Genomic DNA, 13267 nt, shown 5'->3' with positions numbered 1-13267 from the left:
AAACATGAGGGAAAAAGAATTCAGTATCGATCAGTTTTATAATGCCGCCTATCATTGGGTGCTTAGTTACGGGCCGCGTTTCCTCATAGGCCTGGCTGTGCTGTTCATAGGCCTCCGGTTTATCCGGTGGATACTGAACCGTTCGCACGAAGGGATGCATCAAAAAAACATCGATCCGACCGTCAAACCTTTTTTGGCCAGCCTCATCGGTGTGGCCTTGCGTGTTCTGCTGGTCATTGGCGTCATGCAGATCATGGGTATCGAACTAACGCTTTTCACAGCGATCGTTGGCGCTTTCGGTGTAGCCGTTGGCCTGGCCCTGTCGGGTACGCTGCAAAACTTTGCAAGCGGCCTCCTAATCTTGCTGCTTAAACCATTTGTGGTCGGCGATAATATCCTGGCCCAGGGTTTGGAAGGCACCATCACTTCCATCCAGATCTTCTATACACTGATGACGACCTATGATAACCGCTCGGTCATCCTGCCCAATAGTCTGCTGTCCAACAACCTGATCATCAATATCAGCCGCGAAGGCATCCGGCGGCTGGATATCGATTATAAATTCAACAATGGGGTAGATATCGGGCAAGCCAAGAAAGTGATCGGCGATATTATCGACAAAGAAGAGGCTTGTTTGAAAACACCTGAACGAAGGATAGGGGTTATGCAGCTTGAAGCCGACAGCTTCACCCTGGCCATTAATGTCTGGATTGCCGCCCATGGGTATTGGGACAATAAAATGAAAATACAGGAGGCCATCTTACAGGGCTTGAAAGATTCCGGTATCAGGATCGGAGGCCTATAAATCTATCATTCTATGAAAAACTAAATATCATGAAAAAAGAGATACAAAATTTTTGCTGGATGTGTTTTTCGGGTTCATGTAAATGCCGAAGCACGCAGCTTATGCCAGAATTGCCTGAAGAGGGCCAAAATGCAAAATACTATTTTATTGAATCGATAAATGAACCTTAAAAATTCAGTTTATGGATATATTCATCCACCTTTTCGGACAAGGGAAAGATCTTAACGCCCTGCAGATGAGCGATCGTGGGATCGTTATATTTTTTATTGCCCTCATCCTTATCCGCTTATCCGGCCGGCGATCGTTCGGCCTCCGCACGCCGCTGGATAATATTATCAGTATTTCGCTGGGGGCTATTTTGAGCCGGGCGGTAGTAGGCGCGTCGGATTTCGTGCCTGTAGTTGTTTGTTGTTTTGTTATTGTCCTTTTGCACCGGCTGTTCGGTTGGCTCATCGCCAATAATAAACGATTTAACCGCATGGTAGAAGGGCAAAAGATATTATTGTTCGATAAGGGGCACTTTCTGGAAGAAGAGATGAAACGGGCATTGGTATGCCGTGAAGATATTATGCAGGGGGTGCGAAAATCAGCGCTCACTGAAGACATGGAAAAAATCGATAAGGTGTATATAGAACGCAACGGTGAGATCAGTGCGATCAAAAAATAGCGGAACACAAATTGCATCTGTTTTATACATTAATAAATCTACCATTATGACTACAAAAACAAACAAAAGAACGACCGCAGCAGCTGCGGAGCGTACACCGGAAGCCGAAAGCGCTTTAAGAGAATTATTCGTTGATGAATTAAAAGACATCTATTGGGCAGAAAAACACTTAGCGAGCGCTTTACCAAAAATGGTCAAGGGCGCAACCTCGGAAGACCTGAAGCAAACGATTACCAATCACCTGGAAGAAACCAAAAACCATCTGACACGTTTAGAAAATGTATTTGGACTAATAGGTGAAAAAGCCGCTGCCAAAAAATGCCTGGCCATGGATGGGTTATTGAATGAAGCGACTGAATTATTATCGGATACTGACAAAGGTACCGAGGTGCGCGATGTGGCGATCATTTCTGCCGCTCAAAAAGTGGAGCACTATGAAATTGCCTCTTATGGCACCTTGCGCACTTTAGCCGGTACTTTGGGTTACAACGAGGCCAAAAGCCTACTCGACGAGACCTTGGCCGAAGAAAAAAATGCCGATTCCCTGTTAACCCAGGTAGCCGAAAATTACGTGAACGAAGCAGCTGCCGCCGAAGTAGAATAAAAAGTCTAATTGTGATTTTATTTCCCTCTCAAAAGCTATCATTTTTAACCATGCGGGCTGCGATGGTCAAAAAATCCCGCCTGCTAAGTCCAACTATGGGCCGATGATAACTACATATTTTTTCGGAGGGAGGTATTAGCCAATCGATTCAAGGGCAGCGGAGCAGATTATGCAGGCGTTCATAGAAAATGCCTGCATAATCTGTGAAAGATGTCAATGATCCGGTTGCAGCAATTTTCACCAGTCGCTTTCTATCAATAAAAGTGGTTATTTTTCCTTTGCGATAGATAGCAGCCCGGCATTGATGGCGACCACTACGGTACTCACGGTCATCAGTACCGCGCCAATAGCCGGGCTCAGCAAAATGCCCTGGTTATAAAGCACGCCGGCAGCAAGCGGTATCGTCACTACGTTATACCCGGTTGCCCAGGCCAGGTTCTGGATCATTTTTCGATGGGTAGCTTTGCCAAACAGCACCAGGTTGACGATGTCTTTAGGATTGCTGTTGACCAGTACGATGCCCGCGGTTTCTGCGGCTATGTCGCTGCCCGAACCTACGGCGATGCCGATGTCGGCCTGGGCCAGGGCAGGCGCATCGTTCACGCCATCGCCGGTCATGGCTACAAACTCGCCTTTTTGCTGAAGTTCTTTGATCTTTTCCAATTTTTGGTGCGGTAATACTTCAGCAAAAAAGCCATCCATCTGGAGTTGCTTACTCACACTCTCGGCGACCTGTCTGTTATCACCTGTCAGTAATACTGACTTAATGCTGTTTTCATGCAGTATCGCAATAGCATCTGCTGATTCCGGTCTGATCGTATCCGCCAGGGCAACAAATCCGGCTAACTCATCATTAAGCAATACAAAAACAACTGTCTCGTTACCTGCCGGGCTGTAATCTGCCGGAAATTGCATCTTCTTTTCTTTCAGATAGCCGGGACTGACGACTTTAACGTGTTTTTGTTCTACAACGGCTTCGACACCTTTACCAGTGATCGCTTTAAAGTGATCGGCAGCCGGCAGGCTCAGATTCCTTTTTTTCGCTTCTGCGATGATGCCGGTTGCAATCGGGTGTTCGGAGTTTGCTTCCAAGGCTGCGGCTAACCGAATGAGCTCATCTTCGTTAAGTTGAGTCTTTGCTATAACCCCGACCTGCGATACTTCAAATTTTCCTTTGGTCAGAGTTCCCGTCTTGTCAAAAACAATGGAAGTGATTTTCCGGGAATTTTCAAATGCCGTCCGGTTCTTAATGAGCAGGCCATGCTGGGCGGATAAGGAAGTGGATTTGGCGACCACGAGCGGCACCGCCAGGCCAAGCGCATGCGGGCAGCAAATAACAATTACGGTTACCATGCGCTCCATGGCAAATGCGAGGTCGCGGCCCAGACTGATCCAGACCACAAATGTACCTATACCCGTTAACAGCGCAATAACTGTCAGCCACCTGGCGGCTTTATCGGCTAACAGTTGCGTACTTGATTTGGCTTCCTGCGCGCTGCGCACCAGTTCAACCACTTTGAACAGGTAAGAATCTTTACCGCTATGGGTCACCCGCACTTTTAAGGAACCATTACCGTTCACCGATCCCGCGATCACTTTTTGCCCTTTAGTTTTCTGGACTGGTGTAGATTCCCCCGTCAGCATGGACTCATTCAAATAACTGTCGCCCTCCTCGACCATGCCGTCAGCGGCGATCTTTTCGCCGGGCTTGACCAGGATCAGGTCGTTTTCTTTTAAGGTGTCTGTTTTGACATCCATGATATGCTCCCCGTGTACCAGGTGCGCACCAGAAGGCATGAGCTGAACCAGTAATTCGAGCTCGCGCGAAGCGCCCGCCACGGATTTCATTTCGATCCAGTGCCCCAGCAGCATGATTAGGATGAGCGTGGCCAGTTCCCAGAAAAAGTCCATGCCCTTCAGTCCGAAAACGGTGGCGGCGCTATAGCCATAAGCCACGGTAATGGCAAAACCGATCAGCGTCATCATGCCCGGATTTTTAGCTTTCATTTCCGAAAGCCAACCGGTAAGAAAAGGCCAGCCGCCATAAACAAATACGACACTGGAAAGTGCAAAAAGGACATACTGGCTTCCCGGAAAGCTGATCTGCAAATGCAGCCACTGCTGGATCATGAGTGATAAGAGCAAGATGGGTACCGTCAACACCAGCACAACATAGAAACGTTTTCGAAAATCCGCGATCATGGCATTATGGCCATGGCCTGCATGTCCCATGTGCTGATGCTGACTGCTATCATAATGGGTGTGCATTTCGTGGTCGTGATGATGATGTTCCATATTTTTTGCTATTACATTTTTAGGCCACTCATTGGGTTAGCGCCTTTTATAAAGATATATTCGCTGCTTGGGAGATACGCCCCTGTTTTGACAATTACATTCCCATCGTTTAATCCTGATTTGATCTCTATGCGATCGCTGTTTTCAACGCCAACATCCACCATTTGGCTCTTAAACCTGTTGTGCCCCATTGCTATCCAAACCGTTGCACTTTTGCGGTCGCGCAATACAGCATCAATCGGCAGTGAAAGTGAACTGTGACCGGGATTACGTACATTAACATAAACAGCCATTCCCGGTTTTAGTTGAGCCATCGCTTTTGCATCTTAATCCTCTCTCAGATAGAGAACCCTCAATAGAGGGTTCTTATTATAATTATCGGCAAAAGTTAGTTAAAACGGTGTTGGCGTACCTATAATGAAAACGCTTTTAGCGCAGCCTGAGCATAATCGCCCCAATCTTTTAAAGCTGATTGCAAGGTTTTGGTCAACCCTTTACGATCTATCGGCTTGCCTTTGGTTGGTGCGACGAGCGGTTTCTGATTAGTGGCCAGCATATCGGTAACCTTGGTAGCAAACCAGGTTATGTTCTCGTGGGGCAGGGCAACGCCTAATATCATACCAGGCAAGCCGGTAAATGATTCCGGACCACCGGAAACGGGTATTTCATCAGTATAAAAGGCCACCACGTAAATCGAATCCATGATCAGAGCATTGGCCCTGCGGCAATGATAACCAGCTATATCGCGCGTTTCGCTGGTCATTTTCCAGTTGATACGGCGGGTGCTATCTTTCAACAGGAAAGTTTCCTCATATACTTTTTTCTGCGCTACCGATGTATTAGTACCCAGGTCGGTATAGATGGTGTTGTTCTGTTCGGCCATAACGCTGATACCAAAACCATTCATGGGTGTTTCGGGTTCGATAGGAGTAAACAACGTTTTATCGCCCTGGAAACTAAGCGTACTATTTAAAACTTTAAATTGAGGCTGGTTTTTGATATAGCTCTCATAAGCAGGGCGCATATAACTTTCATTATCCTTATTGATGTTCTTTTTCATCAGCGCGAACATGTTCACGCTTTTTTGATATTCGATCACACCGTTGAAGGAAAAGTGAGCATTCTGCGCATACATCGTACCACAAGCTGTCAAAAAAATGAGGAATAAGATTGATATCTGTTTCATGGTATGATTATTTTTTTTCGGCACCGGTCGTACCAAAGTGACTGAAATCGTAAGTTACAGAAAATAAGAAATAGCGTTTAATAGTTGTATAGCTGTTTTGTGTAATGGTACTGCCGTAAGCATTACGGTTGAAACCGACATTCTGATTGAGGATGTCGTTACAGGTAAGCGACATCTTAAGGTTCTGCTCTTTCAGGAATTTTTTACTGAGCGTAACATTTAACAGTAATTGGTTAAAATCCTGGTCGAAAGACTGGGTTTTACCTTTGAACTGGTAATTGGCTTCGTAATTAAATTCGATGCTTTTAGGCAGGTACAGATTTACATAAGAGTAGCCACCAAGGCCGAACCCGTTATTGTTGACATTGGGTTGTAACGACGAACCGCTGACCGTATAATTCGGGCCGAAATTAAAGTAGATATCATATTTCTTTTCCGAATACCGTGACACGTTCAGCTGCATGCTGTAAGAGTTATTGGTTGTTGTATTTAACGCGTTATTCGAATAATTGTATGATGTATTGCCGCTCACATTGGCGTTCAAACCCAAATTGATATCGCCAAGAAACTTCACCTTGCGGCCAAAGTTTGAATACACATAGAAGTTCGACGAGTTACGGGTAGTCAGATTAGAATATTGAGAAGTCGTTTTGCCGGTAGTATAGTCGGTAACGGTATTACTTACTATCGGGTTTACCCTGAACGAATAACTGCCGCTGATGTAGAAATACTGATCGCTTAAAACTTTGTACGAGTTGTAGTAAAAGTTAAAAGAGTTATTGAACGAAGGCTTTAAATCGGGGTTACCTAAAGTAACATTTAATGGGTCGTTGTTCGTAAATACAGGCTGGATCTGATCGATAGTAGGCTGCGTGGTGTTACCATTATACCCGAAACGGATGGAATTACGCTGCGAGAAATTGTACTGATAATATCCACTCGGATTCCAGTTCAGGAAATTGCGTTTGAAGACCGAGTTCGTATACTCGTTGGTTTGATCGAAATTTACAGCCGTTACCTTAGTGCCAAAGTTCAGGGTGCCTTTACCCTTTTTCAGGTTGAAAGTAGCGCCGCCCTGGTTAGATAGCTGATCGAGTTTGAAATTATTACTTAGTAAGCTATTGAAGCGGTTGTATTCGCCTGTGGCTATGGTTTGATCAAGGGTCTTTCTGTCTGATGTGCCATTGTTAACGTTCAGTCCGTAGTTTAGTGCCAGTGTAAGGTATTTGCTCAGTGGCTCGGTGTAGGTAAAGGTTGAATTGAGCACCGAACTTTTCGTATTACTGGTCTTGTATTCGTTAATCAGTTGGGTGCTATCCAGCACTGTTGTTTTGCCGTTATAGAAGTTGATTGATGAGTTTAAATAGCCGTGCGTATCTACTTCGTTATACGCTTCAGACAAATTGACCGAGAAGGTACGGCCTTTTTTCTTAAGCTTTTTGCTATAGAAAAGGCTGGCGTTGAATATTTTAGTATCACTGATGTTGTTGATGCTTCGCTGGCTCTGGTTAAGCAGCGTATCCATATTGCGATAGCTGGATGTTTTGTATTGACTATTGGTGGTGCTGTGCTTCATGGTACCATCGGCACTGATTTTCAGATTAGCCGTGGTATCTATCTTTAAATTGTATGCTGCATCCAGCTTTTGCCTGAAGACATAGTTGTGATAACCCTGGTCTGAACTGCTGTTTAACACATTACCCGGTAAATTATTTTGGGTAAGACTGGTGTTATTACCATCAACGGTTAACTCGCCCGCCTTGTAGTTCATGTTCAGGGTGGCCTTATCTTTAGTTACCTTGGTATCGTAATGCACGCCGCCGGTATGGGCAACAGGTATGCCGCGGCCATTGTAGTTACCACCGAATGATTCAAGTTCGTCGCCACCACCTCCGGTTATAAAGATACCGCCGTCATCGCTAACTTGCACATTGTCTGACGATGCGCCATACTTACTGTTATCTTCCCAGCTTAATCCGGTTTTGCCGGTGTTGGCCAGGGTTACATAGGCCGATAGCTTAAACTTAGCTTTGAAACGATTGAACAAGGCCTGGCCCTGGTAAAAACCATCAGTGCCTGCGCCGGCATCGATTTTGCCGAAATAGCCCGACTTTTTATCTTCTTTCAATTTGATGTTGATGGTTTTGTTTTTCACACCGTCATCAATGCCGGTAAACGCAGCCTGATCGCTTTTTTTATCATATAGCTGTACTTTATCTACCATATCAGCACGCAGGTTTTTGGTAACGAGGGTAGGGTCGTCGCCAAAAAATTCTTCACCGTCTACCAAAACCTTGTTTACTGTTTGACCTTGTGCTGTTATTTTGCCGTCCTTATCTACCGTAATGCCCGGTAATTGTTTGAGCAGATCTTCGACCTTGGCGTTGGGCTGAACCGTAAAGCTCGATGCATTAAATTCGGTTGTATCACCATTGATCTTGATCTGGGCCTTTGTGCCTTTGATCATGACCTCGCTTAACAGCTTTGATTTTAGTGTAAGGTTAATCTTGCCGAAATTTCTTTCCTTCTTTACAGAGTCGAGTACAAAACCCTCTACGTAATCGGCATAATCAGGATAACTAACCAAAAGCAGGAATTTACCCTTGCGTAGATTATTGATCGAAAATGAGCCGTTGGCCCCGGCACGGGTAAACTTGTACAAGGTCGAATCCTTAGCATTAAGTATGCAAATGGTGGTGTTCTGCATTTTGCCATTCGAGGCCGAATCGGCTATTATGCCCTTAATACCGTAAGTGGTTTGTGCGAGAGCGCCCAGTGTACTTAAGCACAGGATGGCTATTGCCAGGATTGTGAATCGCATAGGAAGGTTTTATGCGATCAATATATAACTAAAAACTTAGTAATCAAAAAAAGAAGTAGTTAAATATTGTTAAATATGAAAATAGTTATTCAGGTAAAGATTTTAAGTGATGTCATGATAACTTACCCAGATATACTTCCGTTTCGTAATATATCGTTACGCGGCCATTAACCTGGTGAGCATCAAACAGCTGTTGCAGCAATAATGCAAATTCGCGCCCCGCGCTGGTATCTGCCGGAGGAACATAGGATGAAGAGAAAGCCCGCCCTGCTAAACCTTCGGCATCAAAAACCTGTTTATTGCTGAATTTAGTGAGACTATATTCCCCATCCTTATAGAAATAATCAAAATCAACGCCTTTTAAATGCTGATGGTTAACCTCACGATAATCTGTGGCTTTTTGCTCTAATAACAGTTCATATGCTCTTGCGAAAGCATCAATACGGGTTAGCCTGTTATTCCAGATTAAAGCCACATAATTGCTATTATTTTTAAGTATACGCTTAAATTCGGCACGTGTTTCGTCGGGCCTGAACCAATGATAGGCTTGTGCGCATACAACCAGGTCGACAAAGTTGGCAGGCAGGGTAGTGGCTTCGGCGATGCCATATACCGGAATAAAATGAGCATTATTTCTAAAATGATATACAGCTGCCAGTTGCATAGGCTCATTGGGTTCGACACCATATACGATGTAGCCTTTATCAAGCAGTAATTTTGAAAAGATACCCGTTCCCGAGCCAACATCGGCAACGAGCGAACCTCGTTTCAGAGTACATCGCCCGGTCAGAAAGTCAATTACCTCAACCGGATATCCCGGACGGTATTTGATATATTCGTTTACCCGGTTTGAAAATCGTTGTGTGGAGTCGGCTTGAGCCATGGCGATCCTATAAATAAACTGAAACAAAAAAGGTGCTCCTAACTGAAGCACCTTAATATTGATATAATAACGGATTTATTTTAAAATGAGTATCAGTAACAAAATAATGATAATGATAGCGCCTACCGACAGATAGATGCCACCGCCCATACCATCGCTCGAGTTAATAGCACGGGCTTCTTTGCGCATTTCGCGTAATTCAACACGCAATTCCTTTTTCTGCTCGTGGGTGAGGGTTGATTTATCCATAGATTTTATCTCGTTTACACGATCTTTGATCTCTTGCAAACGGGCGGTTTTTTCTTCAACACTCATCTTGTTCAGTTCTTCTTTGCTGTAGTTAGCTAAGCTGGTAGTGGCAGTAGGCACAACGGCTGCCGCTTTAGTTGCTGTAGCGCCAAAAACCAGCATCAGCAGGGCTGTAAGTAAATAAATTTTGATCTTCATGTGTTTAAAGTTTAATGTGAATTAATAATTAAATCTATAAATGCGCGAGCCTGAAAATTGTTTTAAAACCACCAAAAATTTTTAATAGCTGGTTGTTATAAAGTATTCAGCTTCAAATACATGCCCTTTGTCTACTTTCTGTATCGCTTCTTTTTTCTTAAAATCTTTTACTTCGCCCTCGTTATCGGCGCAGCCCAGCCATGGTTCGATACACACAAAAGGTGCGCCGGGTTTAGCCCAGACGCCCAGGTAATTAAAATGTGGATACTCTACCGATAGTACTTTGTTGTGTTTACTGCTTTTAATATGTACCTCCCGCGATTTGATATTCTTGAATACCAGGGCATCTGCAGCAAAAAGATCTTTGGTTAATTTAAGTTTTTTACCGTCGGTTTTAACCGGTTCGGTTTCGCCAGTAAACAGTCCTGAGGGGCCCAACAGATGCTTTTCGAGCTTTTCTGATTGTTCAAACTCGAGGTAATAATCTTCGTATGCCTCGTCATTATGAAAAGGTACGTTAAATGCCGGGTGCCCGCCTACCGAAAAATAGATGGTTTTAGCATCCTGGTTGATGACTTTATAGCAAATACGCAGGGCGTTATCTATCAGATCGTATAAAATTTGAAATTCGAATTTATAAGGATAAACAGCCAGTGTTTTTTCATTGTACAATAATGAAAACTTAGCGTGGGTATCACTCGCTTCCACTAACTGAAAATGCGAATTGCGGGCGAAACCATGCCTTTCGAGCATATAATCGTTGCCGTCAACATGTATCTGATTATCCTTAACACCGCCAACAATAGGGAAAAGGTTAGGGGCATGCCAGGGCCATACGGATGCATCGGCTTGCCATAAATGCTCGGTTTTGTCGGTTTTATCGTAAAATGATGTTAGCTGGGCGCCTTCCTGGCTGATAGACACTTTAAGGTATTGATTTTGAAGATTAGGCATGGTATTATCGGTTTATGATTGTAAATATACAACCCAGATAAATACAAAAAGGTTTCTGTTAACAGAAACCCTTGCAAAATTGTATGAATGATTTTCAACTATGATCAATCGTCATCATCTTTCTTTTTCTTTACGGGCATTACAAATGCGCTGCGTTTTGGAGCAGGCATGGTAGCGTCCTCGCCTTTAACGTACTTCCAGATCACGTCGTTCAGTTCCAGGTCGGGTATGGCATCTTCCTTGGCAAAGTTAAATTTATCCGAACGTTTGCTGCTGTTATTGTCGGCAATGTTGCGTTTTTGCAGGTCAACTTCGGCGGGCTTAACCTCAAAAGGTGTAACATCAGGGGTGCTGGTAAAGCAATCGAACAGAGGTGTCGCGGCTGCATCGTACTGGCTCATAGGCGGCAGGCCTAAGATGAGTTCGATCGTTCGTAATACACCCGATGTCGAGTACATGGTATGGCTAACGGCGTTACGTTTTACATATCCACCAGCAACATACACCGGCGAGCGGTGCGCGTCGATATGATCGGGACCGTTTTGGGCGTCGTCTTCCAAAACAAATACAACAGATTCTTTCCAGATCGGGCTGTGTGATAAATGTTCGATCATCAGACCCACGCCCTGGTCGTTATCGGCAACGGCTGCTATAGGCGATATTTTACCCTTTTTCTGCCCGCTGGTATGGTCGTTCGAAATACGCAGGGTATTGAACCGCGGTACGGCGTTCATCGTCAGTAGCGAATCAAAATCGTGCGCCCAAACCTGTTCGCGTCTGATATCGGTAATATCGAGGTCAAAGCCCGGCGATTGTACGCAGAAGTGTCCCTGAAGCGATTTGATGTTAGCTTTTCCGTCCTCGGCAAATTCGCCATAGGTGCGATAGCTTATGCCTGCGCGTTTGCAATAATCCCATATAAAACCATCGCGCGGGTAACCTATCAGCCGGGTGCCCTCGCCATCGTAATTGCCACCGCGGCTGCCGTAGCTTGTAGGCCAGGTTTTTTCGGTAAAATCGGTAGCGTAGGCGGCAGTGCTCCAGTTGTGGCCATCGCAGCTTACCTCGGCATCGACATAAAAGTTATCCATCAGCACAAAATTATCGGCAATGGCGTGCAGGTTAGGTGTAACCTTTCTGCCGAAGATACAGAGCGAGGTATCGCCGTTGCCTTTGGGCATATCACCTAAAACCTGGTCGTAGGTGCGGTTCTCTTTGATGATGTAGAACACGTATTTAATAGGCGATTTATCGCCCACCTTTCGTGGGATGGGGTTGCCTTCAAGGCCATCGGCGGTCAAAGCTTTCTGATCAGTAAAAGGTGTGTTTGCATAAACCTGCGTGGTGTATTTTTTTAATTGTTCGTCGGTTGGTGCATCAATAAGCGATAGTTTACCTTTAAACAAACCAGCTATATATTGCTCGCGCGAATTGATAGCGCCACGCTGATAACCACTGTTATCGCTCTTGCGTACCGGCTGCGGCCCTTTGGGGTTAGCCATCGACGTATAACCTTTACCATTCGTAACAATTATTTTGCTGCCCAATGTTTTAACGTTGGTTGGATACCAGCCTACCGGGATAAAGCCCTTGCTATGGCTTTTGCCTGGCTGGCTCACATCAAAAACTGCAAGGCAGTTATTATCGGCATTGGCAATATATAACGTCTTTTCATCTGGTGATAGTGCCAGGCCGTTACTGGTCGAACCGGTTAAACGCGTAGGGTATAAGGCTGTGCTGATGTTCTCGGCAACTTTGTTGGTTGCCGTATTGATTACTGATACCGAATTATCGTTGGCATTGGCCACAAACAGCCAGGTACCTTTTTTATTGAGCAACAACTCGTTCGGGTGATCCTGTGTAGGTATTTCGGTAATTATCTTGTTCGATAAGGTATTGTAAACGGCTACTTTTTGCCCGCCCCATAACGATATGTACAATAATTTTTCATCCGGCGAAAGCATGCAACTGTAAGCTTCGGCATCCAACTGAACTTTATTGATGACCGAGCGGTTTTGCGGATCGATCACATAAAGCGTATTGTCTTCTTTAGTTACCGCGTATAGGCGGTTATTATCCCGGGTAACTGTCATACCTGTAGCGCATATCTTGCCTTTCGGCCATGGAGCGCCAAGTTTGATGGTATCGGCCGAGCCGAATTTTCCGTTTTTGATGTTAAAAGCCAGTATCCAGTTATCGTTACCGCCCGAAGCATAAAGCTTCTTTTCATCGTAGCTGAAAGTCAGGCCGTACCATAGTTTGCCAACCACTTTCTGGTCGAGCAGTTGTTCATTCCTGGGGTCGATCAGTTGCAGGCTTTGTATACTTTGCCCGTTGTTGGTTACCGCGAGTAATTTGCCCGATGTAGATAGCTGCATGTTTAACGGCAAATCGCCTAATTGGAGGGAGCGCCCTGCAGGGCTCAATTTCCAGCCATTGGGGAGTAAAACCTGGTCGGTATTGACAATGGGGCCCGGGGTTTGAGCGAGCGTTGTGGCAGTTAACACCGTTAATGCAAAACCTGCAACAATAGAAAGTTTGTTCATAAGTTAAGAGGCAGCTAATTAATTGTGCTCAAAGCTAACAATTAGTCGGCATTGAATTA

Annotated in this window: 11 protein-coding genes; 3 read left to right on the top strand and 8 right to left on the bottom strand. The window is 44.9% G+C overall.

The window, feature by feature from the left end:
* Nucleotides 1–4: 4 nt before the first annotated feature.
* The 3 genes from BEL04_RS06900 to BEL04_RS06890 all read left to right on the top strand — a co-directional run bounded on the left by BEL04_RS06900 (nucleotide 5) and on the right by BEL04_RS06890 (nucleotide 2076).
* Nucleotides 5–805 (top strand): mechanosensitive ion channel family protein, encoded by an 801-nt coding sequence (locus tag BEL04_RS06900; RefSeq protein WP_066003528.1) that lies wholly within the window; start codon nucleotides 5–7, stop codon nucleotides 803–805.
* A 181-nt stretch (nucleotides 806–986) separates the two neighbouring features.
* Nucleotides 987–1472, top strand: a complete 486-nt coding sequence (locus BEL04_RS06895; RefSeq protein ID WP_066001647.1) for a DUF421 domain-containing protein — start codon at nucleotides 987–989, stop codon at nucleotides 1470–1472.
* Between the two features lie 46 nt (nucleotides 1473–1518).
* Nucleotides 1519–2076, top strand: a complete 558-nt coding sequence (locus BEL04_RS06890; protein ID WP_066001646.1) for a ferritin-like domain-containing protein — start codon at nucleotides 1519–1521, stop codon at nucleotides 2074–2076.
* Between the two features lie 267 nt (nucleotides 2077–2343).
* On the opposite strand, the gene BEL04_RS06885 is transcribed toward BEL04_RS06890, so the two are convergent.
* The 8 genes from BEL04_RS06885 to BEL04_RS06850 all read right to left on the bottom strand — a co-directional run bounded on the left by BEL04_RS06885 (nucleotide 2344) and on the right by BEL04_RS06850 (nucleotide 13208).
* Complete coding sequence (locus BEL04_RS06885; RefSeq protein ID WP_066001642.1) at nucleotides 2344–4371, bottom strand: copper-translocating P-type ATPase; 2028 nt, start codon at nucleotides 4369–4371, stop codon at nucleotides 2344–2346.
* A gap of 11 nt (nucleotides 4372–4382) precedes the next feature.
* Nucleotides 4383–4685 (bottom strand): hypothetical protein, encoded by a 303-nt coding sequence (locus BEL04_RS06880; protein WP_139112939.1) that lies wholly within the window; start codon nucleotides 4683–4685, stop codon nucleotides 4383–4385.
* A 98-nt stretch (nucleotides 4686–4783) separates the two neighbouring features.
* The gene (locus BEL04_RS06875; RefSeq protein ID WP_066001637.1) at nucleotides 4784–5557 is read right to left on the bottom strand and encodes a GLPGLI family protein; all 774 of its coding nucleotides are present in this window, start codon (nucleotides 5555–5557) and stop codon (nucleotides 4784–4786) included.
* Between the two features lie 7 nt (nucleotides 5558–5564).
* Nucleotides 5565–8378, bottom strand: a complete 2814-nt coding sequence (locus tag BEL04_RS06870; RefSeq protein WP_066001630.1) for an outer membrane beta-barrel family protein — start codon at nucleotides 8376–8378, stop codon at nucleotides 5565–5567.
* A 112-nt stretch (nucleotides 8379–8490) separates the two neighbouring features.
* Nucleotides 8491–9261: a class I SAM-dependent methyltransferase gene (locus tag BEL04_RS06865; protein WP_066001628.1), complete on the bottom strand. Its 771-nt coding sequence runs from the start codon at nucleotides 9259–9261 to the stop codon at nucleotides 8491–8493.
* Nucleotides 9262–9336: 75 nt separating this feature from the next.
* Nucleotides 9337–9708 (bottom strand): hypothetical protein, encoded by a 372-nt coding sequence (locus BEL04_RS06860; protein WP_066001627.1) that lies wholly within the window; start codon nucleotides 9706–9708, stop codon nucleotides 9337–9339.
* An 81-nt stretch (nucleotides 9709–9789) separates the two neighbouring features.
* On the bottom strand, nucleotides 9790–10662 hold the full coding sequence (locus tag BEL04_RS06855; protein ID WP_066001626.1) for an aldose 1-epimerase family protein: 873 nt from the start codon (nucleotides 10660–10662) through the stop codon (nucleotides 9790–9792).
* A gap of 104 nt (nucleotides 10663–10766) precedes the next feature.
* On the bottom strand, nucleotides 10767–13208 hold the full coding sequence (locus BEL04_RS06850; RefSeq protein WP_066001623.1) for a bifunctional YncE family protein/alkaline phosphatase family protein: 2442 nt from the start codon (nucleotides 13206–13208) through the stop codon (nucleotides 10767–10769).
* Between the last annotated feature and the right edge of the window lie 59 nt (nucleotides 13209–13267).

Source organism: Mucilaginibacter sp. PPCGB 2223 (assembly GCF_001705515.1).
Classification (GTDB): Bacteria; Bacteroidota; Bacteroidia; order Sphingobacteriales; family Sphingobacteriaceae; genus Mucilaginibacter.
Note: the sequence above shows the minus strand (reverse complement) of the source record. Positions and strands in the feature narration are given on the sequence as shown.